Source organism: Prauserella halophila, from assembly GCF_024171895.1.
Lineage (GTDB): Bacteria > Actinomycetota > Actinomycetes > Mycobacteriales > Pseudonocardiaceae > Prauserella > Prauserella halophila.
In genome coordinates this window covers 165,485-189,316 of the sequence record NZ_JAMTCQ010000008.1, presented here as the reverse complement: position 1 = coordinate 189,316, position 23,832 = coordinate 165,485, and the positions used below count along the sequence as shown (strand labels likewise).

At 72.1% G+C, this 23,832-nt stretch carries 23 protein-coding genes; 16 read left to right on the top strand and 7 right to left on the bottom strand.

Annotated features, from left to right (window positions below; all coding sequences use genetic code 11):
- The first annotated feature begins 122 nt into the window (after nucleotides 1-122).
- On the top strand, nucleotides 123-1,334 hold the full coding sequence (locus LY41_RS01105; protein WP_372493042.1) for a winged helix-turn-helix domain-containing protein: 1,212 nt from the start codon (nucleotides 123-125) through the stop codon (nucleotides 1,332-1,334).
- Here LY41_RS01105 and LY41_RS01100 read toward each other — a convergent pair.
- Nucleotides 1,318-2,235 carry a DUF4097 family beta strand repeat-containing protein gene (locus LY41_RS01100; protein ID WP_253861910.1) on the bottom strand — a complete coding sequence of 306 codons (918 nt, stop codon included), beginning with the start codon at nucleotides 2,233-2,235 and terminating at the stop codon, nucleotides 1,318-1,320. The genes LY41_RS01105 and LY41_RS01100 overlap by 17 nt on opposite strands.
- Nucleotides 2,236-2,237: 2 nt before the next feature.
- A complete protein-coding gene (locus LY41_RS01095; RefSeq protein ID WP_253861908.1) occupies nucleotides 2,238-2,915 on the bottom strand; it encodes a toxin-antitoxin system HicB family antitoxin in 678 nt (225 codons plus the stop codon).
- Nucleotides 2,916-3,306: 391 nt separating this feature from the next.
- Here LY41_RS01095 and thyX point away from each other — a divergent pair, with 391 nt between their 5' ends.
- The 5 genes from thyX to LY41_RS01070 all read left to right on the top strand — a co-directional run bounded on the left by thyX (nucleotide 3,307) and on the right by LY41_RS01070 (nucleotide 8,936).
- Nucleotides 3,307-4,059, top strand: coding sequence for an FAD-dependent thymidylate synthase (thyX, locus tag LY41_RS01090; protein WP_253861906.1), 753 nt, complete (start codon nucleotides 3,307-3,309; stop codon nucleotides 4,057-4,059).
- A gap of 9 nt (nucleotides 4,060-4,068) precedes the next feature.
- Nucleotides 4,069-4,470 carry an ACT domain-containing protein gene (locus LY41_RS01085; protein WP_253861904.1) on the top strand — a complete coding sequence of 134 codons (402 nt, stop codon included), beginning with the start codon at nucleotides 4,069-4,071 and terminating at the stop codon, nucleotides 4,468-4,470.
- Nucleotides 4,471-4,525: 55 nt separating this feature from the next.
- Nucleotides 4,526-6,067 carry a serine/threonine-protein kinase gene (locus tag LY41_RS01080; RefSeq protein ID WP_253861903.1) on the top strand — a complete coding sequence of 514 codons (1,542 nt, stop codon included), beginning with the start codon at nucleotides 4,526-4,528 and terminating at the stop codon, nucleotides 6,065-6,067.
- A 149-nt stretch (nucleotides 6,068-6,216) separates the two neighbouring features.
- Nucleotides 6,217-7,242 (top strand): 4-hydroxy-tetrahydrodipicolinate synthase, encoded by a 1,026-nt coding sequence (gene dapA, locus LY41_RS01075; RefSeq protein ID WP_253861902.1) that lies wholly within the window; start codon nucleotides 6,217-6,219, stop codon nucleotides 7,240-7,242.
- Nucleotides 7,239-8,936, top strand: a complete 1,698-nt coding sequence (locus LY41_RS01070) for a ribonuclease J (protein WP_253861901.1) — start codon at nucleotides 7,239-7,241, stop codon at nucleotides 8,934-8,936. The genes dapA and LY41_RS01070 overlap by 4 nt, the downstream gene beginning before the upstream one ends.
- Before the next feature lie 85 nt (nucleotides 8,937-9,021).
- On the opposite strand, the gene LY41_RS01065 is transcribed toward LY41_RS01070, so the two are convergent.
- Nucleotides 9,022-9,693, bottom strand: a complete 672-nt coding sequence (locus LY41_RS01065) for a TetR/AcrR family transcriptional regulator (protein WP_253861899.1) — start codon at nucleotides 9,691-9,693, stop codon at nucleotides 9,022-9,024.
- Between the two features lie 57 nt (nucleotides 9,694-9,750).
- Here LY41_RS01065 and LY41_RS01060 point away from each other — a divergent pair, with 57 nt between their 5' ends.
- The gene (locus tag LY41_RS01060) at nucleotides 9,751-11,004 is read left to right on the top strand and encodes an amidohydrolase family protein (protein ID WP_253861898.1); all 1,254 of its coding nucleotides are present in this window, start codon (nucleotides 9,751-9,753) and stop codon (nucleotides 11,002-11,004) included.
- Nucleotides 11,004-11,777: a YqeB family protein gene (locus LY41_RS01055; RefSeq protein WP_253861896.1), complete on the top strand. Its 774-nt coding sequence runs from the start codon at nucleotides 11,004-11,006 to the stop codon at nucleotides 11,775-11,777. The genes LY41_RS01060 and LY41_RS01055 overlap by 1 nt, the downstream gene beginning before the upstream one ends.
- Before the next feature lie 33 nt (nucleotides 11,778-11,810).
- On the opposite strand, the gene LY41_RS01050 is transcribed toward LY41_RS01055, so the two are convergent.
- Nucleotides 11,811-12,830: an EamA family transporter gene (locus LY41_RS01050; RefSeq protein ID WP_253861895.1), complete on the bottom strand. Its 1,020-nt coding sequence runs from the start codon at nucleotides 12,828-12,830 to the stop codon at nucleotides 11,811-11,813.
- A 109-nt stretch (nucleotides 12,831-12,939) separates the two neighbouring features.
- Between LY41_RS01050 and LY41_RS01045 the strand changes: the two genes are divergently transcribed.
- Entirely contained in the window at nucleotides 12,940-13,464 is a 525-nt protein-coding gene (locus LY41_RS01045; RefSeq protein ID WP_253861893.1) for an Lrp/AsnC family transcriptional regulator, read from the top strand.
- Here LY41_RS01045 and LY41_RS01040 read toward each other — a convergent pair.
- The gene (locus LY41_RS01040; protein ID WP_253862833.1) at nucleotides 13,445-14,188 is read right to left on the bottom strand and encodes a lysophospholipid acyltransferase family protein; all 744 of its coding nucleotides are present in this window, start codon (nucleotides 14,186-14,188) and stop codon (nucleotides 13,445-13,447) included. The two genes, LY41_RS01045 and LY41_RS01040, sit on opposite strands and share 20 nt — an antisense overlap.
- Nucleotides 14,189-14,423: 235 nt before the next feature.
- Here LY41_RS01040 and LY41_RS01035 point away from each other — a divergent pair, with 235 nt between their 5' ends.
- The gene (locus LY41_RS01035; RefSeq protein WP_253861891.1) at nucleotides 14,424-17,174 is read left to right on the top strand and encodes an FtsK/SpoIIIE family DNA translocase; all 2,751 of its coding nucleotides are present in this window, start codon (nucleotides 14,424-14,426) and stop codon (nucleotides 17,172-17,174) included.
- 23 nt (nucleotides 17,175-17,197) lie between these two features.
- Here the strand turns inward: LY41_RS01035 and LY41_RS01030 are convergent, their stop codons facing one another.
- Together LY41_RS01030 and LY41_RS01025 are read right to left on the bottom strand one after the other, a co-directional pair.
- Complete coding sequence (locus LY41_RS01030; protein ID WP_253861889.1) at nucleotides 17,198-17,638, bottom strand: phospholipase; 441 nt, start codon at nucleotides 17,636-17,638, stop codon at nucleotides 17,198-17,200.
- 169 nt (nucleotides 17,639-17,807) lie between these two features.
- On the bottom strand, nucleotides 17,808-18,305 hold the full coding sequence (locus tag LY41_RS01025; RefSeq protein WP_253861886.1) for an amino-acid N-acetyltransferase: 498 nt from the start codon (nucleotides 18,303-18,305) through the stop codon (nucleotides 17,808-17,810).
- 64 nt (nucleotides 18,306-18,369) lie between these two features.
- On the opposite strand from LY41_RS01025, the gene rimO reads away from it, so the two are divergent.
- The 6 genes from rimO (at nucleotide 18,370) to pspM (ending at nucleotide 23,819) form a co-directional block, all read left to right on the top strand.
- The gene (gene rimO / locus LY41_RS01020) at nucleotides 18,370-19,839 is read left to right on the top strand and encodes a 30S ribosomal protein S12 methylthiotransferase RimO (RefSeq protein ID WP_253861883.1); all 1,470 of its coding nucleotides are present in this window, start codon (nucleotides 18,370-18,372) and stop codon (nucleotides 19,837-19,839) included.
- The gene (pgsA, locus tag LY41_RS01015; protein WP_372493041.1) at nucleotides 19,836-20,510 is read left to right on the top strand and encodes a CDP-diacylglycerol--glycerol-3-phosphate 3-phosphatidyltransferase; all 675 of its coding nucleotides are present in this window, start codon (nucleotides 19,836-19,838) and stop codon (nucleotides 20,508-20,510) included. Before rimO ends, pgsA begins: the two co-directional genes overlap by 4 nt.
- A 34-nt stretch (nucleotides 20,511-20,544) precedes the next feature.
- Nucleotides 20,545-21,021 (top strand): CinA family protein, encoded by a 477-nt coding sequence (locus LY41_RS01010; RefSeq protein ID WP_253861881.1) that lies wholly within the window; start codon nucleotides 20,545-20,547, stop codon nucleotides 21,019-21,021.
- A gap of 192 nt (nucleotides 21,022-21,213) precedes the next feature.
- Nucleotides 21,214-21,696: a helix-turn-helix domain-containing protein gene (locus LY41_RS01005; protein ID WP_253861879.1), complete on the top strand. Its 483-nt coding sequence runs from the start codon at nucleotides 21,214-21,216 to the stop codon at nucleotides 21,694-21,696.
- Nucleotides 21,697-21,898: 202 nt separating this feature from the next.
- Entirely contained in the window at nucleotides 21,899-22,777 is an 879-nt protein-coding gene (locus tag LY41_RS01000) for a PspA/IM30 family protein (protein WP_253861875.1), read from the top strand.
- Nucleotides 22,778-22,820: 43 nt separating this feature from the next.
- The gene (pspM, locus tag LY41_RS00995; protein ID WP_253861873.1) at nucleotides 22,821-23,819 is read left to right on the top strand and encodes a phage shock envelope stress response protein PspM; all 999 of its coding nucleotides are present in this window, start codon (nucleotides 22,821-22,823) and stop codon (nucleotides 23,817-23,819) included.
- The last annotated feature ends 13 nt before the right edge of the window (nucleotides 23,820-23,832 follow it).

Here is a 23,832-nt window from a genome sequence, read left to right as displayed (position 1 = left end):
CCGGCGGATCCTCCCCGCGCGGCCGGGGCCGGTGGAGGGGTTCGGTCGTGGGTCTCGGCCGCGGGGACTCGGTGACGGCGGAATCGTCGGGGGCGGCTGGCACCATGCGGAGGGTGAGGACCATGAGCCTGTCCGTTGCGCGCCGCACCGCCCTCGCCGCCCAGGGGTTCGCCGAGCCGCGACCGTCGTCCGCGCCGACCCGCCGGCAGCTGCAGCGCGTGCTGTCGCGCACGAAACTCCTGCAGCTCGACTCGGTGAACGTGGCGATGCGCGCGCACTACGCCCCGCTGCTGTCCCGTCTCGGCCCCTACGACCCCGCGCTCGTCGACGACGCCGCGTGGCGCGACACGGCCCGGAAGCCGCGTCTGCTCGTGGAGGCCTGGGCCCACGAGGCGAGCCTGATCCCCGTGCAGGACTGGCCGTTGCTGATGTCCGGGGCGAAACGCCCGGGATGGTGGCGCGGCTACGAGCCGCACGCCGACGCGTCACCGGGTCTGGTCGATGACGTGCTCGCCGTCGTCAAGGAACGCGGGCCGGTGGGTGCGGGAACCATCGAGAAGGAGCTGACCGGCGGCGAGCGCCGCACCCCGGGTTCGTGGTGGGAGCGCTCGGAGGTGAAGAAGATCTGCGAGTGGCTGTTCGGCACGGGCGAGCTCACCACGGGTACGCGCCGCGGTTTCGAACGGTGTTACGAGCTGACCGAACGGGTCGTGCCCGCCGACGTCCGGCAGCGGCGCGTCGATCCCGCGGACGCGGCGCGGGAGCTCATCGAGCGGTCGGCCGACGCGCTCGGCGTCGCGACCGACACCGATCTGCGCGACTACTACCGCCTCGGCCCCGCGACAGCGCGCACCGCCGTGGCCGAGGCGGTCGAGGCCGGCACGCTCGAGCCGGTCCGGGTCGAGGGATGGCGGCAGCAGGCGTACCGCCATGCCGCGGCCACGGCACCACGGTCGGTGACCGGGAGCGCGCTGTTGTGCCCGTTCGACCCGCTGATCTGGGAGCGCAACCGCACCGAGCGGCTGTTCGGGTTCCGCTACCGGATCGAGATCTACGTGCCCGCAGCCCGGCGCGAGTACGGCTACTACGTCTTCCCGTTCCTGTGCGACGGCCGGCTGGTGGGCCGGGTGGATCTGAAGGCCGACCGGAGCGCTTCCGTGCTGCGCGTACCGGGTGCGTTCGCCGAGCCGGGCGTCGATCAGGGCCGCGTGGCCGCGGAGCTGGCCGTCCGGCTGCGCGAGACGGCGGGCTGGCTCGAGCTCGACGGCGTCGAGGTCGGTGAGCGCGGCGACCTGGTGCCCGCCCTGCGCCGCGCGCTCAGCCCGCGGCGGTGACGACGGCACGGGTGACGACGGCGTCACCCGACCCCGTGCGTGCCCGGACCGCGAGCGGGACGTCGCGGTCCGGCGTCCTGTCGGCCACGTCCAGCTCGCTGGTCGCGCGTCCCGAGCCGGAGGAGAGGTCGATCTCGGCGGCCACGCCGGAGCGGATGCCGATGCGGATCGTGCCCGAACCGGTGGTCGCCTCGAGTGAGCCGGCCACGGCGTCGGCGACGGTGACGTCACCGCTGCTCGTGCGGACGAGGACGTCGCCGGCGACCTCGCCGAGCCGGACCGCACCACCGGCCCCCGTCACACTCCCTGTCGCGGGCAGCGCAGCGATCGTGACCGCACCCCGGCTCGCGCGCAGTTGCGCGCCGCCGCGGAGTGCGCCCGCCGTGACGTCACCGCTGCCCGCGCGGATCGTCGCCGGGCCGTCGGCATCACCCACCCGCACCTCACCGGCTCCGGTGGTCACCTCGAGCCGGTGAGCCGTGCCGGTCACCGTCACGGGACCCGCCGCGGCGCGAACCCGGACCGCCGATCCGGCGGGCGCGTGCACGGTCACCGCGAGCGGGACGCCGTGCAACGGCAGTGCCTGCGGACCGCGCACGACGAGGGTCACGGGGTCGTGGTCGATGCGCGCCTCGTGCTCTATCCGACACTGCCCGATCGCCTCCTCCGGCGATCCGGCACTGTCGCCGGTGCCGAACCGGTCGCCGACCCAGCTGAGAATGCCCGCGACGCTCTCGGTCCACGGCAGTTGCGCCCCGGGATCGTGCCGGATCTCCACCGAGCCGGAGGTCTCGCCGAGATGCACGGCCACGCGTCCGAACGGGATGTCGACATCGATGTCCACCGGGCCGGAAGCGTCGAACGCGTCGGTGCGTACGGCGTCGGGGTGCTGCTCGGGCATGGTCACCCCTCCACCCAGCCGTGCAGGTGCGACCGCGTCGTGTGCTCGGACCGGGGTCCGGGGCCGCAGTCGCCGCGCTCACTCTCCCGGTTTGCTGTCCGGTCCGCCCCGCGGCCGGGCCGGTTCCCGCGGCCCTGCCGCCCGCCGCGGACCGCCTGCTGTACCGCCTGGGCGACGAACGCGTTCAGCGACTGCCCCTGGGCCGCGGCCGCCTGTTCCGCCTGGGCCTTGATCTGCTCGACGATGCGCAGCGTGATGCGGCTGATGTCACCACCGGCGCCGGAGAAGTCGCCGAAGGTGCCGCCGGGCCCGGACGTGCCGGCATCGCCCGGGTCGCCGCCGCCGGTGGTGCCACCCGTGGCACCACCGGTGATGTCAGGGTCGTCCCCCGCGTCGGTGTCCGCGCCGGATGTCGGCGCGCCGGCGGCGGAGCGCGGGCCCGGCCCGGTCACGGCGACCCGGACGTCGCGCCCGTCGAGGCGCACCTCCACCACCTGTTCCTGCAGCTGAGCGGTGACCTCGGCCGCCATGTCGGCGAGGGCGTTCATCAGGGTCAGCCGGGCCGCGGGTTCGAGTGCGGCCGACAGCACCGCGGCGGTGCGCTTCATGTCCTGGTCGCCGGCCGAGGCGCTCGTGGCGAGGTCCTCGCGGAGGCGGTCGAGGTACGGGGTGAGGTCCATGACTCCATGGTGACGTCATCTATGACGTCATGCAATCCCTGTCGGTGGTGTCATCGTGGCTGCGCGCGGCGTCATCAGGGCAGAGGGCGCTGTGGGCAGAGGACGCGGTGGGCAGAGGACGCGGTGGGCAGAGGGCGTGGTGGACAGAGGGCGCTGTGGACGCCGGGTGCTCCGGGGTGCTGGTACCCGGCCCGGTCGGACGCCGCCGTCGGGGCCGGGAAGTACGCTGCCCGAGGAGTCGCGGGCGCCGTGGATCCGGGCTCGGCGACACGTGCAGGCGCGAGGGCACGAACGTGGCCGGGACGCGGCAGGAACGGGAACGCGGCAGGACAGGAATCCGGCAGGACAGGAACCTGACGGGACAGTGCGGGGCGAACAGAGGGAGTCGGACGTGGCCGAAACGGTGTCACCGCAGGTGCGTGTGATCGCGAAGACGGAGTTCTTTCCGCCGGAGGACGTGGCGTGGAGCACCGACGCCGACGGTGGGCAGGCGCTCGCGGAGTTCGCAGGCCGGGCCTGCTACCAGTCGTGGCAGAAGCCCAACCCGAAGACCGCCACGAACGCCGGCTACCTCGACCACATCATCGAGGTCGGCCACCTGTCGGTCCTCGAGCACGGCTCGGTGACCTTCTACATCACGGGCATCTCCCGTTCGTTGACCCACGAACTCATCCGCCACCGGCACTTCTCGTACTCGCAGCTCTCGCAGCGGTACGTGCCGGAGAAGGACGCCGCGTTCGTCGAGCCGGACGTCATCGCCGAGGACCCCGAGCTGCACGAGAAGTTCGTCGCCGCGGCGCAGGCGAGCGTGGACGCCTACGCGGACCTGCTGGCCGGCCTCGAGGACAAGTTCGCCGACGCGCCCAAGGCCACGCTGCGCCGCAAGCAGGCCCGTCAGGCCGCCCGTGCGGTGCTGCCGAACGCCACCGAGACCCGCATCGTCGTCACCGGGAACTACCGTGCGTGGCGGCATTTCGTCGGCATGCGGGCCACCGAGCACGCCGACGTCGAGATCCGCGAGCTCGCCGTCGCGTGCCTGCGCGAGCTGCAGAAGGCCGCGCCGAACGTGTTCGCCGACTTCACGATTTCGGAACTGCCGGACGGCACCGAGGTCGCGACCAGTCCGCGCGTCGCGGAAGGCTGAGGGGGACCCGTGCGCCGACTCGCGATCGACGTCCGGCCGGGGGAGTACACGGTCGCCCGGTTCGCGGCCTCCGCACCGGTGCCCGCCGGACTGCTCGATCCGCCGGGCGGGGATCTGGTGTCGGTCGTCCGTACGGCCGAGGAGTTGTCGGTGGTCGGCCCGTCGGCACGCGTTCCCGCCGCCGACCGCGCGGAACCGGGGTGGCGGCTGCTGACCGTCCGGGGGCCGCTGGCGTTCAGCCTCACCGGAATCATCGCGGCGCTGTCGAGCGAACTGGCCGCGGCCGGGGTCGCGCTGTTCGCGGTCTCGACCTTCGACACGGATCACCTGCTCGTCGCGGCCGACGATCTCGACCGGGCGATCGATGCGTTGCGATCCGGAGGGCACGAGGTGCACCGCGCCGACGTCTGACCGGGTGATGCGTCGCTAGGATGCGGCGCGCACCGTGAGGACGAAGTGAGGGCCTGTGACCGAGAACCCCGATCAGCAGACCGATTCCAGTACCCGGGCGCACGTCCCGCTGCGTACGGTGGCGGGGCGGTACGCCCTGCTCGAGGAGCTGGGCCGCGGCGGCATGGGTCTCGTCTGGCGCGGTGAGGACACCGTGATCGGCAGGCACGTCGCGGTGAAGGAACTGCGCCTGCCGGACGGTGCCGAGGACGCGGGTGTGTTCTCCGAGCGCATTCTGCGTGAGGTCCGCACCGGAGGGCGGCTCAACGATCCGGCCGTGGTGACGGTGTTCGACGTCGTGGCCGACGGCGACGCGACGTTCATCGTGATGGAGCTGGTCGAGGCGCCGACCCTGTCGGACCTCGTCGACCGGCGCGGCCCGTTGCCGGTGCACGAGGTGGCGCGCATCGGTGACCAGGTGTTGTCGGCGCTCGAGGCCGCGCACCGGGCGGGCATCGTCCACCGGGACGTCAAGCCCGGCAACATCATGGTCGCGCCGAACGGCCGGGTGAAGCTGACCGATTTCGGCATCGCCCAGGCCGTCGACGATCCCCGGATCACCACGAGCGGCATGCTCGTCGGCTCACCCGCGTTCATGGCTCCGGAGCGAGTGGCGGGACAGGAGGCACTCGCCGCATCCGACCTGTGGTCGCTGGGTGCGACCCTGTACTTCGCCGCGGAAGGGGCGCTGCCGTTCCAGCGTTCGACCACGGCGGCGACGCTGCACGCGATCATGCACGAGATGCCGTCGCTGGCCCGGGCACACGGCCCGCTGGCGTCGGCGATCATGGGCCTGCTGTCCGCGGCGCCCGAGGCGCGAGTCCCCGCGGGCCAGGCCCGGGGCCTGCTGACCGCGGCCGCACAGCCCGGCGTGGCGCAGCCGGGACCGCAGACACCGCCCGGCGGTGACGCGCAGGCCACGGCCGTGCACGAGGGCGGCCCGCCGACGCTCGCCGCGGCGCAGGGCGCCGGCGCGCGGCCCGTGCCCCGCGGCCGGCGCAGGCTGCTCCTCGCCGGCGGGGCGGTCGCGGCGGTGGCGCTGCTGGTCGGCGGCTTCTTCGCGGGCAAACCGTTCTGGGGCCCGGCCACCGACGACGCGATGGCCGAGACGCTCACCTACGGCCGCGGCGGCGACATCGAGAGCTATTCCCTCGACACCGGTTCGGACTACTGCGTGAACACTCCGCTCGCGGCGGGCCGTGCGCTCGCGTCGAGCAACTGGGTCGACTGCGAGGACGAGGCGCACGACGCGCAGCTGTTCGAGGTCGCCGCCGCGGCGCCGGAATCCCGCGACTCCGATGCGGCCGCGGCGACCTACCCCGGCCAGGACCGGCTGCGCGCGTTCGCCGAGGCCAAGTGCACGGCGACGTTCCACACCAACCGGGTGGACGACGAGGCCCGCCCGGCCCTGCGGTTCCTGGCACTGGTGCCGACGGAAGCCGCGTGGAATCGCGAGCCCGCCGACGAGTACGCCTCGCCCGTCCGCAACGTGCTGTGCTTCCTGATTCCCGGCGAGGGCGGCAGGCTCGAAGGGTCGGCGACCCGCAACATCAGCTGAGCCGCGGTCCGCCGGGACGGCGCAAGAACTTCCGGTGGCGGCGCGGCGGCAGCGGTGATCCTCCGGTGCGTGGCGTGCCCCGCACGAAGGGCCGCCTCGGGGCATGGTCGACGCGGTGGGCCCTCCTCTCGGCAGGTACCGTCAGCGGCATGTCGACCGCTTTGCCTACCGCGCCCACCGCCGCGCCGGGCCGCCCGTTCGGCCGCGTGCTGACCGCCATGATCACGCCGCTCGACGACCGGGGCGAACTGGACGTGACGCGGGCGCAGGAGATCGCCGAACACCTCGTGGACCTGGGTAACGACGGCCTCGTCGTCAACGGGACCACCGGTGAGAGTCCCACGACGACCGATGAGGAGAAGGCCCGTCTGGTGCGCGCCGTCGTCGAGGCGGTGGGGGACCGTGCCGCCGTCGTCGCCGGAGCGGGCACCTACGACACGCGGCACAGCGTGGAACTCGCCCAGCAGGCGGAGAAGGCGGGCGCCCACGGCCTGCTCGTCGTGACGCCGTACTACTCGCGGCCGACGCAGGCCGGGGTGCAGGCGCACTTCACCGCCGTGGCCGACGCGACGCAACTGCCGGTGATGCTCTACGACATCCCGCCGCGCTCGATCGTGCCCATCGAGGTGGACACGCTGCGCCGCCTCGCCGAGCACCCGCGGATCGTCGCCGTCAAGGACGCCAAGGGCGACCTGCTGGCCGGCAGCGAGGTCATCGCCAACACCCACCTGGCCTACTACTCGGGCGACGACGCGCTGAACCTGCCGTGGCTGTCGGTCGGTGCGGCCGGTGTGGTCAGCGTGATCGGCCACGTCGTCGCGGGCCGGATCCGCGCGATGATCGAGGCCTACGAGGACGGCGACACGTCCACGGCCCGCACCAACCACCGGGGCATGCTCGCGGTGTATCGTGCGTTTTCCCGCGTCGGCGGTGTCGTGTTCTCGAAGACCGCTTTGCGCCTGCGTGGCTTCGACGTCGGTGGTCCGCGACTGCCGATCGTCCCGGCCACCGACGATCAGGTGGAAGCGATCGCTGCGGACCTGACGCAGGCCGGCGTGCCGCTCGACGCCTACCGAGCGGAGGACTGGGCGGGTTCTCGTGCGCGCCGCGCGGACGAGGCCGCGGCCTACGTCACGCCCACCACCCACACCAGCGTTGGGACACTGCATCAGTGAGTGAACTCGCGGTCGGCCCCGGGCCGACTTCCGCACCACCCGCACTGCCGGACGGCGCGCTGCGCACGGTCGCCCTGGGCGGCATCAGCGAGGTCGGCCGCAACATGACCGTGTTCGAGTACGGCGGCAGGCTGCTGATCGTCGACTGCGGGGTGCTGTTCCCCGAGGATCCGCATCCGGGTGTCGACCTGATCCTGCCCGACTTCCGCGCGATCGAGGACCGGCTCGACGAGGTGGACGGCCTCGTGCTCACCCACGGGCACGAGGACCACATCGGGGCGGTGCCGTTCCTGCTGCGGCTGCGGCCGGACCTGCCGGTCTACGGCTCGAACTTCACCTTGGCACTGCTCGCGGCGAAGTGCCGCGAGCACAAGCAGAAGCCGGTGCTGGTGGAGGTCGCCGAGGGGGAGCGGCGCAACGTCGGGGCGTTCGACCTCGAATTCTTCGCCGTGAACCACTCGATCCCGGACGCCCTGGCCGTGGCGATCCGCACTCCGGCCGGGGTCGTGCTGCACACCGGTGACATCAAGCTCGACCAGTTGCCGCTCGACGGCAGGCTCACCGATCTGGCCGGCTTTTCCCGCCTCGGCGACGAGGGGGTGGACCTGCTGTGTGTGGATTCCACCAACGCCGAGGTCCCCGGATTCGTCACGCCGGAGCGCGAGATCGGGCCCGTGCTCGACGACGTGATCGCGAAGGTGCGCAGGCGGGTGATCGTCGCGTGCTTCGCCAGCCACGTGCACCGCGTGCAGCAGGTGCTCGACGCGGCCGTCAAGCACGGCAGGCGCGTCGCCCTGGTGGGCCGTTCGATGGTGCGGAACATGAACATCGCCGCCGAGCTCGGACTGCTGAACGTGCCCGAGGGGCTGCTGATCGACCTCGACGAGGCGGTGAACCTGCCGGAGTCGCACGTCCTGTTCGTCTCGACCGGGTCGCAGGGTGAACCGCTGTCGGCCCTCTCGCGCATGGCACGGGGCGAGCACCGGCAGATCTCCATTCGCTCCGGCGACACGGTGGTGCTGGCGAGCTCCATGATCCCCGGCAACGAGAACGCCGTGTTCGGGGTCATCAACGGGCTCGTGCGGCTGGGCGCGGACGTGGTCCACCAGAGCAACGCCAAGGTGCACGTCTCGGGGCACGCCTCGGCGGGGGAACTGCTGTTCCTGTACAACGCGATCCGCCCGAGCAACGTCATGCCGGTGCACGGCGAATGGCGGCATCTGCGGGCCAACGGGGAACTCGCGGTGCACACCGGGGTGGCACCGGACAGCGTGGTACTGGCCGAGAACGGCGTGGTCGTGGACCTGATCGACGGTCGCGCGCAGGCCACCGGCCGGGTCGAGATCGGCGAGGTCTACGTCGACGGGCTGTCGGTGGGCGACGTCGGGGAATCGACATTGTCCGACCGGCTGATTCTCGGCGAAGGCGGCTTCATCGCGATCACGGTCGTCGTCGACTCCGCCACCGGGCGCGCCGTGAGTGAGCCGACGGTGTCGGGCCGCGGCTTCTCCGACGATCCGAAGGCGCTGGACGAGGCGGCCTCGCTGGTCGAGATGGAGCTGTCGCGGACCGAGGCCGAGGGCATCACCGACACCCATCGCATCGCCCAGGTCGTCCGCCGTGCCGTGGGCCGCTGGGTCGCCGAGACCTACCGCCGCCGTCCGATGATCGTCCCGACGGTCATCCCGGTGTAGACGCTCCCCGCCCGCGCCCCGCGCCCCGCGCCCGGGACCCTGCCCCTGCGGGTGCCCGGGGCCGGGGCGCCCGCAGGGGTGGGAGTCACCCGGTCACGCCGGGCGGGCGGCCCGTGGCCGCGGTGCAGAGCAGGTCGGCGAGTTCGCGGCCGTAGTCGCGCGCCGAGGTGCCGACCCGCCTTCGCAGCACCCCCGGGACCTCGCGCAGCGCGCCGTACATCGCGTCGGCGAAGGTATCCGGGTCGAACGGCCGGAACTCGCCGTGCTGCTGTCCGGCGAGCAGGAAGTCGACGAGCTCGGTGCGGCCGGCCCGTTCGTGCTCGTCGATGTCCGCCCGCAGGGCCGGCGTGAGCGTGGCCGCCATGATCTCGCGCCGGGCGGCCATCTCCTCGGGGCGAGCGGCGCAGTGCTCGACGTGGCCCGTGACGATGCGCCGCAGGCCGTCCTCGTAGCCCTGGACGGGCTCGTCACCTTCCATGGCCTGGTCCTGCCGGGCCGCAATGTCCCGTAGGACCCGGCGGATCAGCCGTTCCTTCGTCCTGAAGTGGTAGGTGATCAGCCCGGGGCTGATCCCGGCATACCCGGCGATCCGCACGAACGACGCCTTGCCGTATCCCACGTCGGCGATGACGGCGACGGCGGCGCGCACGATCTGGTCACGACGGGCCGCCTCGACGAACGTCTCGGACTCCGTGTCGCTCCCGTCCGCCGTAGCTCCCGCCGGTAGCTCCTGCTCCGTACCGCTGTCTGGTTGCACGTACAGAATCCTATATGGTCAACTAGTCGGCGGTGCACGCCGAGTGAGGGGACCGTCATGGAGCCGGAAACGGTCGCGCTGACCGGCGTCACGGTGCTGGTCAGGGACGGGCCGGCAGCGGTGCCGGACGCCGTCGTGGTGAGCCGGGGCGGCCGGATCGTCGACGTCGGCCGGGACGTTGACGTGCCCGGGGACGCGCACGTGTACTCCCTGCCCGGACACACCGTCCTGCCCGGGCTGGTCGACACCCACGTCCATCTCGGAGCGCCCGACGGGACGGGACTACGAGCCCGGCTCCGTGCGGTCGCGGGCCACCTGCGTTTCCACCCACGCAAGCGCCGCGCGTTCCTCGCACACGGCGTCACCACCGTGTGCAGCCTCGGCGACGACCACGCCTGGGCCCACGAATTCCGTCGGCGCACGGCCGACGGGCGCCTCGTCGGTCCGCGCGTGCGTATCGCCGGACCTCTCTTCACCGCGCCGGGCGGTCACCCGGTGGCCACGCGCGGTGCCACGTCCCGCGACGACTGGGTGCGCGTCCCCACCAGCCCGGAACACGGACGGGAACAGGTGGCCGCCGTAGCCGGAGGTAGCGACCGCCACGATCCCGTGGACGTCGTCAAGGTCGTCCAGGATCGTGGTGATCCTGCGCGGCGCGCGCTGGAACCGATGGCGCCTGCGGTGCTGACGGCCGTCGCCGACGAGGCCCACCGGCACGGCGTCCCCGTCGTCGCGCACTGGGGCACGCCGGCGGACCTGGCCGAGCTGCTGGAGGCAGGCGTCGACCACCTGCAGCACCTGGAACCCCGCGGACCGCTGGACGGGTGGCCCTCCGGCGTGCTGGAGACGATGGTCGCGCGTGGCATCACGCTCGCGCCGACCCTGGCCGTCACCGAGCCCCTGTTCGACGACGACACCGCGCGCACGATCCGCAGGCGGGTCCTGGACGTCCACGAGGCGGGCGGAACGCTGCTGGCGGGCAGCGACACGGGAATGCCCGGCGTGGCCCCGGGACGCGGCCTGCTCCGTGAGATCGAGCTGCTCGCCGCGTGCGGCCTCACCGCGCGCGAGGCACTGCGGACAGCCACGACGGCACCGGCTGCAGCCCTGGACCTCGAGGACGCAGGCGTGCTGTCCCCGGGTGCGGTCGCCGATCTCGTGGCGGTCCGCGGTGATCCGCTCACCGAGGTCGGCGCCCTGCGGCGGGTCGGCCTGGTCCTGTGCCGGGGCGTCGTCGTCGGCGGCCGTGGACACCGCACGAGCCGTGAACGCCGCACCGGCTTCGGACACACAGCGCACGAGGGGGCGTGATGGCACGAGGACGTCGCGAGAACACAGCGAGGGCCACGGCGACCGGGACCGGCGCGGCCGACGAGCAGCGCACGGTCACCACCGTCCGCCACGGGGCGGGCTACCACCTCCTGCTGTGGGGACTGTTCCCTCTTCTCGGTGCAGCGGGTGGCTGGCTGCTGTCCAACGTGCCGGGATGGCTGCCCGCCCTGCCCGACTGGGTATCGGCACTGCCGTTCCTGCCGGGGCCCGAGAAGATCGAGGCGGTGGCCGGACTCAGCGGGCCGGTCCTGACGATCGTGCTCGCCGTGCTGGGTGCGGGCGGCGGGGTCCTGCTCGCCGCGTCGGCCTACGACGAGGTGATCACGGTCGAGGTCGACGACGCGGCCGTGCGGGTGGCCGCCTCCGGCGCCACAACGGAGGTCGCGCGGGACCGGTTCGGGGTCGCGTTCCTCGACGGCAAGGAACTGGTCATCCTCGACGTCGACACCGCCGAGGTGGTGCGGGTGGTGACCGATCACGACGCACGGCGACTGCGCGACGCGTTCGCCGCACATACGTATCCGTGGTCGGAGGGCGATCCGCACGAGGGCACCTACCGCCGGTGGCTGGACGGTACGGCCGAGCTCGACGATCACGTTCAGGCCCTGCTGCGCACCCGGCGGGAGGCGCTGGCGAGCAAGGACACCGGCGACGCCGCGGCGTTGCGGCGCGAACTCGCCGAACACGGTGTCGTCGTGCGCGACGAGGAGGGCAGGCAGTACTGGCGAGCGCTGACCGGCCGCGGCGACTAGCAGGGCCGGTCGCGGGACCGGTCCGACAGCGGGTCAGTCGGCCACCGGGAGGGGTTCACCCACGGGTTGCTTCTTCGGTGAGGTCAGCTGCACCAGCGCGGCGCCGCCGAGCAGGATCGCCGCGCCGAGCACCTGCAACCACGTCAGCGCCTCACCGAGCAGCAGCCAGGCCAACCCGGTCGCGATCAGCGGTTCCATGAGCGCGAGTACGCTCGCCGCGGCCGCGGGCAGGTGCCGCAGGGACGCCGTGCCCGCGCTGTAGGCCAGCACGGTCGAGAGCAGGGCCACGGCGATCAGCAGCACCCACACCGGCGGCTGCCACGGCCCGAGCTGGGCCGATGCGGTCACGACGTCACCGGGCCACGTCCACGGCGGCGCGACGACGCACACCGCGACGGCGCCGACCGTCATCCCCCACGTGACCATCCCGAGCGGGTGTTGGTCGGCGACACCGCGTTCGCCGAGCAGGAAGTACGCCGCCGAGCACAGGGCGGCCCCGGCACCGGCCAGTAGTCCGATCGCGTCGAGGGTGAGGCCGGTGCCGATCTGCGCCACCATGGCCAGCCCGGTCAGTGCGAGGGCGATGCCGAGCCACATCGGCCACGGCAGTCGGACTCGCCGCACGAACCGCACCCACAGCGCCACGAGCACCGGCGAGGTGAACTCCAGCAGGATCGCCACGCCGACCGGGATCCGGGACGCGGCCACGAAGTACAGCAGCTGTACACCGGCGACGCCGAGCAGGCCGTAGGCGACCAGCAACCGCCACTGCCCGCGCCGGACGCGGAGCAGCGACGGGCGCAGTAGCGCGATGCACGTGAGCATTACCAGCGCCGCGATGCCGATCCGCGCGGCCGCGACCTGTTCGGGGCCGAGGCCTGCGGTCATCGCCGGTTTGCCGATCACGCCGGAACTGCCGAAACACAGCGAGGCCACGAGCAGCAACAGCACTCCGCGGCCGGTGTGCGGGCGCAGCGTGATGGACGGCGAGGTGGTGGGCGGTGCGGGGGCGGCGTCGCCGCCGGCCTGCTGTGCGGGCCCGGTCGTGGTCATGCGCAGAGGTCCTCGTCGAGGTCGAACGGATCGGGGATACCTCAGGACCGTAATCGGGATCGGGGTGCGGCCGATTGAAAATTGTCCCGCCCCCGCGCAACATGTTTGCGTGAGTGATCTGATGCTGGACGACGTCGACCACGACCTGCTCGCGCTGCTGCAGCGGGACGCCTCCCGCACGCTGCGGGACCTGGGCGACGAGGTGGGGCTCTCGCCGAGTGCGGTGTTGCGGCGGGTCCAGCGCTATCGCGCGGCGGGACTGCTGAGTCACAACGTCGCGGTGCTCGATCCGCGGCACGTGCCCGAGGTGATCCTGTCCGTCTGCCTCGTGACGATCGAGGACGACACTCCCGAGGAGGGCCGCCGCTACCGGGCGCGGCTGCTGGAGGCGCCGGAGGTGCAGCAGGCCTACGAGGTCTCCGGCGATTACGACTACGTCGTGGTGCTCGCCTGCGTGGGGATGCGCCACGAGAACGAGGTGGCGAAACGCCTGTTCCAGCAGGACCCGAACGTCAAGCGCTACACCACGCTGTTCGTGCTCGACCCCGTGCGCACCGGGGCGGCGATGCCGACGCGCGAACCGGTACGGGGCCCGGCGCCGCCGTCCGGTGAGGTCAGGGGCGCCACGGACTGACCGTGTCCGTCGGCCGGGTCGGGTCGTGGAACCGCGGGACGTCGGGTTCGTCGCGGCGCAGCGGGACGATCCCGTCGGTGATGGTCTGCATGATCTTGGCGTGGGCCTTCACCGCGTGGCCCGGCGTGGCCGCGTCGAACTCGCCGAGGTCGACCGGTTCGCCGAAATGCACCCGGAACGTCGGCCTGCGCAGGGGCGCGGTGAACCCGGACCGCGCCAGGGGAACCACGTCACCGAACCCGGTGACCGTCTCGGTGCCCCAGTAGACGGCCTCGTGTGCGCCCCACTGGCTGATCGGCACGACCGGCACGCCCGAGCCCAGCGCGAGCCGGGCCAGGCCCGTCTTGCCGCGTTCGGGCCACAGCCCGCGGTCGTGGCTGATCCGCCCCTCGGGGTAGACGATGATCGGCGAACGGGTGGCGGTCAGCTCCGCGACGGCATCGGTGAACTGCTGCACGGCGGAGGCGGAGCCGCGGTCGACCCGTAGGTGGCCGCTGGCCTTGAGCGCGGTGCCCAGCACCGGAGCGTCGAGGAGCCCACCGGCGAGCATGAACCGCGGGGCGAGCCCGAGCGACCGGCACGCGGCCATCAGCACGAACGGGTCGAAATTGCCGATGTGGTTCGCCGCGATGAGCAGCGGCCTGCCGCGCAGTCGCCGGGGGACGGACCCGGTGATCCGTAACCGCCCTGCGACGCGGACGAGGTTGTGGTCCGCGGCGAGCATCGCGCGCCAGATGGCCGGCGTCCCGCCACCGCGTGACGGAGAGTGATCGTCGGTGTGACTGCCGGTCGTACCGCTCAGCATGTCCAGAAGGATGTCACGCGCACGGATGAGTGCGGCGGCCCGGTCGGTCCGGCGGGACGAGCAGGCGCAGGCCGTCGTGTGACCTCGTCGTTCGTGACGCGCGGGCCGCGTGTGGCGGCTGGGACGCGGGTGGTGATCCGGTTACCGTGGGGACATGGCGAGTGGGTCGGTGACGAAGGGCCGGGGCGGCGCGTCGGGTAAGTCGGGCGCCGCGGGCGGCAAGTCCGGTGGGTCTCGCGGCTCGGGAGCGCGGGGCTCCGGCAGTGGTTCCGGGGCCCGCAAGTCCGCCGCCGGCGGCGGGGCGAAAACCGCGAAAACTGCGAAAACCGCCTCGTCGTCGCGTACCCGGGCTGCGTCGTCCTCGCGGACCCCGGCCAGGAAACCCGCCGCGGGCGGTACGGCGGCCGGTGCGAAAGCCGGGGCGAAATCGGGCGCGAAAGGTCGTTCGGGCGCCGCCACGGGCTCGGCCGTGCGCGGGGGCTGGAACCTCGCGGCCAAGGGTGTCGGCGGGCTGGCCCGCACGGTCGGCCGGACCCGCGACCTCGAACCGGAACACCGCAGGGACGGCCTGGCACTCGGTTTGATCGCGCTGGCGCTCGTCACGGCCGTGGGCGTGCTGTGGGAGAGCGCAGGACCGATCGGCGAGCTCGTCACGATCGGGATGCGCACGGTCTTCGGCGCCGGTTCGGTCGCGATCCCGCTCGTGCTGCTGGTGCTGGCCGTGGCCCTGATGCGCTCGGAGCCGAACCCGCAGACGCGCCCGCGCCGGGTCATCGGCGTGCTGTTGATGGGCCTGGCGGTGCTCGGACTGCTGCACCTGATCAACGCGCGCCCGCAGGGCCACGAGGGGCTGATGTACGCGGGCGGCGGGCTCGGCTGGTTCTCGGGTGACCTGCTCGCCCGCGGGGTCACCGTGTGGGTGGCCGCTCCGCTGCTGGTGCTGGCCCTGGTGTTCGGCGTCCTCGTGTTCACGGGGACCCCCGTGCGGGAGATTCCGCAGCGACTGAGCGAATGGGGCGCGGAACCGGACGACGACGAGGCGTTCGAGGCCGAGGACGGCTCGGCGCGTGGCGGCCGCGGCGCGGATCCGACGACCGAGGGCGATCCGTCGGCGGTGCGACTGCGCAAACCGTCACGGCGGCGGCAGTCCTCGTCCGGCTCGGCGTCGACGCTGGACGAGATGCTCGACGGTGACGCCGGGACCGACGCGCCCGCCGCAACGGGGGCGACGGAACACGCGGCCGCGACCGGCGGCGCCCGGTCGAAGGCGGCGAAGGCCGCCGACAACGCCGTCGACAAGGCCGCGGAGAAGGCCACCGCACCGGCCGCGGAGAAGGCCGAGGCCAAGGCCGACGCACCGCCGGCCGAGCCCGCGCTGGCGATCACGCGCACGGTCGACGGCGATTACCAGCTGCCGCCGCCCGACCTGCTGACGCTCGGCGATCCGCCGAAGGCCCGCAGCAAGGTCAACGACGCCATGATCGAGGCGATCACCGGGGTACTGGAGCAGTTCAACATCGATGCCCAGGTCACCGGATTCGTCCGCGGTCCCACGGTGACGCGCTACGAGGTGGAGCTCGGCCCGGGCGTGAAGGTCGAGAAGATCACCGCGCTGACGAAGAACATCGCCTACGCCGCGGCCACCGACAACGTCCGGCTGCTCGCGCCGATCCCCGGCAAGTCGGCCGTCGGTATCGAGGTGCCCAACTCCGACCGCGAGATGGTGCGGCTCGGCGATGTGCTGCGCTCGCCGAAGGCGGCCAAGGACACGCATCCGATGGTGATCGGCCTGGGCAAGGACATCGAGGGCGAATTCGTGACGGCGAACCTCACGAAGATGCCGCACCTGCTCGTCGCCGGTTCCACCGGTTCCGGTAAGTCGAGCTTCGTCAACTCGATGCTCGTGTCCCTGCTCGCGCGCTCGACGCCCGACGAGTGCCGCATGATCCTCATCGACCCCAAGATGGTCGAGCTGACGCCGTACGAGGGCATCCCGCACCTGATCACGCCCATCATCACCCAGCCGAAGAAGGCGGCCGCCGCGCTGGCCTGGCTCGTGGAGGAGATGGAGCAGCGCTATCAGGACATGCAGGCCAACCGGGTGCGCCACATCGACGACTTCAACACGAAGGTGCGTGCCGGCGAGATCACCGCACCGCCCGGCAGCGAGCGCGAGTACCGGCCCTACCCGTACATCCTCGCGATCGTCGACGAACTCGCCGACCTGATGATGACCGCGCCCCGCGACGTCGAGGACGCGATCGTGCGCATCACGCAGAAGGCGCGCGCCGCGGGCATCCACCTGATCCTGGCGACCCAGCGCCCGTCGGTCGACGTCGTGACCGGCCTGATCAAGACGAACGTGCCCTCGCGGCTGGCGTTCGCCACGTCGTCGCTGACCGACTCGCGCGTCATCCTGGATCAGCCCGGCGCCGAGAAGTTGATCGGTATGGGCGACGGTCTGTACCTGCCGATGGGCGCGGGCAAGACGATCCGCATCCAGGGCTCGTTCATCGGTGACGACGAGATCCAGTCGGTCGTCGACTACACCAAGCAGCAGGCCGACCCGGAGTACACCGAGGGCGTCACGCAGGGCAAGACCGACGAGAAGAAGCAGATCGACGAGGACATCGGCGACGATCTCGACGTGCTGCTTCAGGCGACCGAACTCGTCGTGACCTCGCAGTTCGGCTCGACGTCGATGCTGCAGCGCAAGCTCCGCGTCGGATTCGCCAAGGCCGGACGGTTGATGGATCTGCTCGAAAGCAGGTCCGTCGTCGGGCCGTCGGAGGGGTCGAAGGCCCGCGACGTGCTGGTCAAGCCGGACGATCTCCCCGCGACGCTGGCGTTCATCCGCGGTGAGGACCCGCCGTCGGCCGACGAGGAGACGGCCGCCGACGAGTGATGTCTCCCCAGTGACGTGCCGGGTCAGCTGGCGCCGAACTGGCGGACCGCCTGGTAGTAGGTCCAGGCTGCCGCGTTGCAGGCGTACGAGCCGCTGCACTGCTGCTTCATGTCGCTGTAGAAGTTGTTGTCGATGCTCAGCCGGGCGTCCTCGGTGAAGCGGCCCTGCCGCTTGTAGTTGCGGTACCCGAAGTCGTGCCGGTGGCAGGCCGGGGTGAAGTCGTAGCCGAGGGGCTCGTCGGGTGACCACGAGCAGGCGTCGGACGACCAGTCGAGCTGGTCGGGGTAGGGCTGCTGGTCGCGGATCGCACCGAACTGCGCGAGCGAGGTGTCGAACAGATACTGGTCGGTGATCGCGGGGGCGTCCACCGCCTGGGCGGCGGGCGCACCGACGACGACGGCCGCGGCGACGGCGGACGTGGCGACGGCGCCGCGCAGGGCTCGTTTCAGGAGTGCGGAGGTCATGCCGGAGTTCCTCACGGTCGTGGCTGACAGTGAGGAACAGTGTCGGCAGCGGTGGTCTGTACCACTACCGCCGATGGTGGGACGGACGGTGAACGTCGGGCCACGGCCCGTTGTCCGGCGGTTGCGGCGGGCCCGGGTGTCAGGGCGCCGGGTGTCAGAGCTCCGGGTGTCAGAGCTCCAGCAGCATGCGGGTGTTGCCGAGGGTGTTGGGTTTGACGAACGGCAGGTCGAGGAATTCCGCGACGCCCGTGTCGGGGGAACGCCGCATCTCGTCGTAGACCTCCTGGGGGACGGGCGCGCCGTCGATGGCGCGGAAGCCGTGCCTGCCGAAGAAGTCGGTCTCGAACGTCAGCACGAACAGCCGGGGCAGGCCGAGCCTGCGCGCGAGGTCGATCAACGCCGACACCAGGGCGTGCCCGACGCCGTGGCCGCGGGCCGAGCGGTCGACGGCCACGGTGCGGATCTCGGCCAGGTCCTCCCACAGCACGTGCAGCGCTCCGCAGCCGACGACCTCGCCGCCGAGCTCGGCGACCCAGAACTCCTGCACGGCCTCGTAGAGCGTGATCAGGTCCTTCTCGAGGAGCACCTTGCCGGCATCGGCGTCGACGAGACGCTTGACGGTGCGGACGTCGGCGATACGGGCGCGGCGAACGGTCGGTGACTCCACCACTCAAACGCTAGCGGCCGGGTTGCGCGGACATGTCGATGGCCTGGTCGTTACTCTTGTCGGGATGTCTTCCGCAGCTGCCTCGCCCGGCCGCAGGGTGTCCCTGCTGACCCTGGGCTGTTCCCGTAACGAGGTCGACTCCGAGGAACTCGCGGGGCGGCTCGCCGCCGGAGGGTGGGAACTCGAGAGCGATCCCGCGGGCAGCGACGTCGTGGTGGTCAACACGTGCGGGTTCGTCGAGTCGGCGAAGAAGGACTCGGTGGACACGCTGCTGGCCGCGTCCGACACGGGCGCGAAGGTCGTCGCCGTCGGCTGTATGGCCGAGCGCTACGGCGAGCAGCTCGCCGGGAGCCTGCCGGAGGCCGACGCCGTGCTCGGCTTCGATCACTACGCGGACCTGGCCGAGCGGCTCGACGACGTCGCCGCGGGCAGGCAGGTCGCCTCGCACACGCCGGCCGACCGCAGGACACTGCTGCCGATCAGCCCCGTCGAGCGGCAGGACGCGGCCACCGGCGTCGCCGTGCCGGGCCACGCCGGGTGGGGACCGCGCGTACTGCGCTCGCGCCTGGACGACGCGCCCGTCGCGTCGCTGAAGATCGCCTCCGGGTGCGACCGCCGCTGCTCGTTCTGCGCGATCCCGTCGTTCCGGGGCTCCTTCGTCTCCCGCCACCCCGACGAGATCGTGGCCGAGGCGGAGTGGCTGGCCACGCAGGGCGCGCGGGAGCTGTTCCTGGTCAGCGAGAACTCGACGTCCTACGGCAAGGACCTCGGGCGTGAGCTGGGCGGCACCCGGGCGCTGGAGGCGCTGCTGCCGCGGCTGGCAGGCGTCGACGGCGTCGAGCGGGTGCGCGTGTCGTACCTGCAGCCCGCCGAGACACGGCCCGACCTGGTCAGGGCGATCGCCACGACCCCGGGGGTGGCCGACTACTTCGACCTGTCGTTCCAGCATTCCAGCGAAACGGTGCTGCGGCGGATGCGCCGCTTCGGGTCGACCGACGCGTTCCTGGCGCTGGTGGACCAGATCCGCGAGTACGCACCCGAGGCGGGCATCCGTACCAACGTGATCGTGGGATTCCCCGGCGAGACCGACGACGACGTGGCCGAGCTGGAGCGCTTCCTGACGGGAGCGCGGCTCGACGCCGTCGGCGTGTTCGGCTACTCCGACGAGGACGGCACCGAGGCCGAAGGGTACGAGGGCAAGGTCGATCCGGACGTGATCGCCGAACGCGTCGCCCGGGTCTCCGCGCTGGTCGAGGAGCTGACGGCGCAGCGGGCGGAGGAACGCATCGGCACGGTCGTCGACGTGCTCGTCGAGCAGGCCGGTGGTGATGCGGGCACCGAGGGCGGCGACGAGGCCGAGGTGACCGGGCGCGCCGCCCACCAGGCTCCCGAGGTCGACGGCGACTGCGTCGTGCTCGGGGCGGGGAACGTCGAGCGGGGTGAACTGATCCGCTGCGAGGTCGTCGACACCGCGGGCGTCGACCTGATCGTGCGTCCGGTGGCGCCCGCCGCCGGTGAGGATGCCGCGCGGTGACCGGCGGGGCCGGCGATGAGGGTCCCTCCGGGGCCGCGGGAGGTTCCGGCGCTGCCGGCGGGCACGGGGCCGCGGGTGCGGTGCCCGTGCCGACGCTGAACGTCGCCAACCTGCTGACGATCTCGCGGCTGGTGCTGGTGCCGCTGTTCGTGATCGCCCTGTTCGCCAGCGGTACCGGCGAGGACGAGGCCACCGGCGGTGCCGGCGTGTGGCGGTACGTCGCGGCCGCGCTGTTCGCGCTCGCGGCGCTGACCGACAACGTCGACGGATGGGTGGCCCGCAAGTACGACCTGATCACCGACTTCGGCAAGATCGCCGACCCGATCGCCGACAAGGCGCTGATCGGCGCCGCGCTGGTCGGGCTGAGCGTGCTCGGTGAGCTTCCGTGGTGGGTGACGATCGTGATCGCCGTCCGGGAGCTGGGGATCACGCTGTTGCGGTTCTGGGTGCTCCGGCACGGTGTGCTCCCGGCGAGCCGCGGCGGCAAGGCCAAGACGCTCGCCCAGGTCGTCGCGATCGGGTTGTTCCTGCTGCCGCTGCCTGCGGCGCTGGACGTCGTGAGCTGGACGGTGCTGGTCGCGGCGCTCGTGCTGACGGTCGCGACCGGCCTGGACTACGTCGTCAGGGCGGTGCGGCTGCGCGCGGGCCCGGCCGGCGGCGCGGCGGCGTGACGGGCCGGGCGGTGTGACGGGGACCGGTGACGTCGTGACCGGGGAGCCCGGGGTGCCACGGCGGGTCGTCGACCTGCTGGCCGCGGCCGGGCAGACGGTGGCCGCGGCGGAGTCGCTGACCGCGGGGCTGGTGTGCGCGACCCTGGCCGAGGTTCCGGGCGCGAGTGCGGTGCTGCGGGGCGGCCTGGTCGTGTACGCGACGGACCTCAAGCACGAACTGGCCGGCGTGCCGGCATCGCTGCTGGAGGCCGAGGGCGCCGTGCATCCCGAGGTGGCGGCCCAACTGGCGGACGGGGTCCGCAGGCGGTGCCGTGCCGACTGGGGGATCGGGCTCACGGGTGTCGCCGGACCGGCGGCGCAGGACGGCGTGGCGCCGGGAACGGTGCACGTCGCCGTGTGCGGTCCGGACGGCCGACACGCCCGGACCCTCGAGCTGTCCGGCGACCGGGACGCGGTGCGTACCGGGGCCGCCTGCGGAGCACTTGCGCTGCTCGTGGAACAACTCGGCTGACTGTGGCGTTACAGCCGGGTAGAGCCCGCCCGGACCTGCCGGGTGAGTACTGCCGGCGATCGCTGTGCACACCGCGGTGACGCCGGGCCGAGGGGCCGTGCCCTGTTCGCCGATGGCGGACGGGCCGCGCGAATGACTGTGCGGTGTCGGTCCCGGTCGGTACCGTGGGCGGTGGTTGAAGGGAGGCGCGTGATGACCGTGCTGCTACGTGAGGCGATCGGTGACCGGCTCCGCCATGCCCGGACCACGAGGCATCGGACGCTGCGGGACATCTCGCGCGTTGCGAGGGTGAGTCTGGGATACCTGTCCGAAGTCGAACGCGGGCAGAAGGAGGCCTCCAGCGAGCTGCTGGCCTCGATCTGTGAGGCCCTGGACCTTCCACTGTCGGACCTGCTGGTCAGCGTGGCCGGTGACGTCTCCGCGCTGAACAGCGTGGACGCCGTCGGAGCCGTGGACGGCCCCGTCGAGCCCACCGGTGACGGCGCCGACGCGGCGGCCGATCGCGGGGTCGATGTCGGCGAGGCACACGCGAGCGCCGCAGGCGGCCGGGACGGTTTCGAAGCCGATTCGCTCGTGGCGGGGCCGGTCGGTAACGAGCTGACCGATCTGGAACTGTCGCCGGTGCTGCGCACGACGATTCATCGGCCCGAGGCGAAGGCCGTACTCGTCGCCTGAGTTCGATCACCTGCCGAGATCATCCGGGCGTTAGGCGGAGGCCGGTGAAAACCCTGAAATCCTTCGGGGTCTTGTGGAACGACCGCGCTCGACCTGACACGATGGAACCGACACCGGGGGTTGCACGTTTGCCAGGTCGACGGCCAGCGGTGACAACACCGGACCAGCAAGCCCGTGGGACGTGGAGAAGGCAGGCGGAAAGATGGCCAACCCTTTCGTGAAGGCATGGAAGTACCTGATGGCGGCGTTTTCGGCGAAGGTCGACGAGAACGCCGATCCGAAGGTACAGATCCAGCAGGCCATCGAGGAGGCGCAGCGCAACCACCAGCAGCTGTCGCAGCAGGCCGCCTCGGTGATCGGCAACCAGCGGCAGCTGGAGATGAAGCTGAACCGCCAGCTCGGTGAGGTCGAGAAGCTGCAGTCGTCGACGCGCCAGGCGCTCACGCTGGCCGAGGAGGCCCGCGAGCGCGGCGACGAGCAGAAGGCCCAGGAGTACGAGACGGCCGCGGAGGGCTTCGCCGCTCAGCTGATCACCGCTGAGCAGAGCATCGAAGACCTCAAGACGTTGCACGACCAGGCATTGCAGGCCGCCGATCAGGCCAAGGAGGCCGTCGAGCGCAACGCCAGCATGCTGCAGCAGAAGCTGGCCGAGCGCACGAAGCTGATGTCGCAGCTCGAGCAGGCCAAGATGCAGGAGCAGGTGTCCTCGTCCCTGAACCAGATGACCGAGCTGTCGGGGTCGGACAACACGCCGTCGCTGGAAGACGTCCGCGACAAGATCGAGAAGCGGTACACCACGGCCGTCGGATCGGCGGAACTGGCGCAGAACTCGGTGCAGGGCCGCATGATGGAGGTCCAGCACTCCACGACGCAGCTCGCCGGGCACAACCGGCTGGAGCAGATCCGTGCCTCGATGGGCGGCGGTTCCGTGGCCGGCGAGGTGGCCGGCGGCGCCGCGTCCGGTACCTCCTCGGCGGGTACGTCGTCGGCCGGTGCCACGCAGTCCGCAGCCTCCGGCTCGGACGTCCAGAACGAGATCCAGCAGCGCGTGCAGGCCGAACAGCAGAAGAACCAGGCCTGAGGCGGCCGGATCGGGCCGGTTCACGAGTGTCCGGGAGGCGGTCATGGCGAGGAAATCGGGCGGACGAGATTTCAGTGAGCTGACAGCGAAGCTCGGCAAGCATGTCGAACGTCTGCCCGATTACGCGCAGAAGGCCCAGGAGAAGGTCCAGAAGTACCTGCCGCCCGAACAGCAGCGGGCCTCCGGGGACGGGGACCGGACATCGGGGTCGTCGGGGTCGGCGGATCGCCGCGACGAGGGTCCGCCGTCGCGAGCCGACGGCAACCGCACGGGCGGCTCGTCCGTGCCACGGCCGAAGGTGGACCTCACGGTCGTGAGCGACGTCCGGGACAAGATCGCCGCGTGGAACTCACCCGAGGCCAAGCATGCGCGGCGGGTGCGCTGGACCCGTCGCGCGGTCACGTTGTGGACGGTGCTGAGCCTTCTCGCGGTGCTGTGGGCGGTCGCCGGGTACTTCGGGATCATGGGTAGCTACGACGGCATCGAAGGCGCGCTGACCGGTGCCGTCGGCACGGTCGTGTTCGGCACGCTGGCCGTCTCCTCCGGCACGAAACTGCGCCGGCTGCGCCGGGCCGAACCGCCTCCGCCCGACCCGGCGTCGACACTGCCGTCCGCGGGGTCGGCTGCCCGGGAACCGATGGAGAAGCTCGCGGACAGCGAGCAGACCCTGACGGATCTGCTCGACCAGCTGGCGGCACCGCAGCACGGCGCGCCGTCGGGGGCGGCCGGATTCGACGTCGAGGACGCCCGGGCCACGGCGACGGACGCCTCGGCGGCACTGCGGGGGCTCGCGGCGCGGCTCGAATCGATCGAACGGGCCCGGGACGCGGCACCCGCACGGGAACGCGGTGGGCTGGATTCGGCGGTGACGGCCCTGCGTGAGCAGCTCGACGAAGGGCTCGAAGGATACGGCACACTCGTCGCGGCGGCGGGCCGCGCCGTTGCGGCGAGCAGCGACGGCGCGACCCCGGCGAAGGACGCCCTCACCGACGCCACCGACCGCCTCGCCGGCCTGGCCGTCGCGCTGCGCGAGCTGTCCTGAGTCGCTCCCGTCC

Bases quoted from the DNA above. Each gene is read 5' to 3' on its own strand.
- LY41_RS01105 (WP_372493042.1), top strand. From the start codon at position 123: ATGAGCCTGTCCGTTGCGCGCCGCACCGCCCTCGCCGCCCAGGGGTTC.
- LY41_RS01100 (WP_253861910.1), bottom strand. From the start codon at position 2,235: ATGCCCGAGCAGCACCCCGACGCCGTACGCACCGACGCGTTCGACGCT.
- LY41_RS01095 (WP_253861908.1), bottom strand. From the start codon at position 2,915: ATGGACCTCACCCCGTACCTCGACCGCCTCCGCGAGGACCTCGCCACG.
- dapA (WP_253861902.1), top strand. From the start codon at position 6,217: ATGTCGACCGCTTTGCCTACCGCGCCCACCGCCGCGCCGGGCCGCCCG.
- LY41_RS01060 (WP_253861898.1), top strand. From the start codon at position 9,751: ATGGAGCCGGAAACGGTCGCGCTGACCGGCGTCACGGTGCTGGTCAGG.
- LY41_RS01055 (WP_253861896.1), top strand. From the start codon at position 11,004: ATGGCACGAGGACGTCGCGAGAACACAGCGAGGGCCACGGCGACCGGG.
- LY41_RS01050 (WP_253861895.1), bottom strand. From the start codon at position 12,830: ATGACCACGACCGGGCCCGCACAGCAGGCCGGCGGCGACGCCGCCCCC.
- LY41_RS01040 (WP_253862833.1), bottom strand. From the start codon at position 14,188: ATGCTCGCCGCGGACCACAACCTCGTCCGCGTCGCAGGGCGGTTACGG.
- LY41_RS01035 (WP_253861891.1), top strand. From the start codon at position 14,424: ATGGCGAGTGGGTCGGTGACGAAGGGCCGGGGCGGCGCGTCGGGTAAG.
- LY41_RS01030 (WP_253861889.1), bottom strand. From the start codon at position 17,638: ATGACCTCCGCACTCCTGAAACGAGCCCTGCGCGGCGCCGTCGCCACG.
- rimO (WP_253861883.1), top strand. From the start codon at position 18,370: ATGTCTTCCGCAGCTGCCTCGCCCGGCCGCAGGGTGTCCCTGCTGACC.
- LY41_RS01005 (WP_253861879.1), top strand. From the start codon at position 21,214: ATGACCGTGCTGCTACGTGAGGCGATCGGTGACCGGCTCCGCCATGCC.
- LY41_RS01000 (WP_253861875.1), top strand. From the start codon at position 21,899: ATGGCCAACCCTTTCGTGAAGGCATGGAAGTACCTGATGGCGGCGTTT.
- pspM (WP_253861873.1), top strand. From the start codon at position 22,821: ATGGCGAGGAAATCGGGCGGACGAGATTTCAGTGAGCTGACAGCGAAG.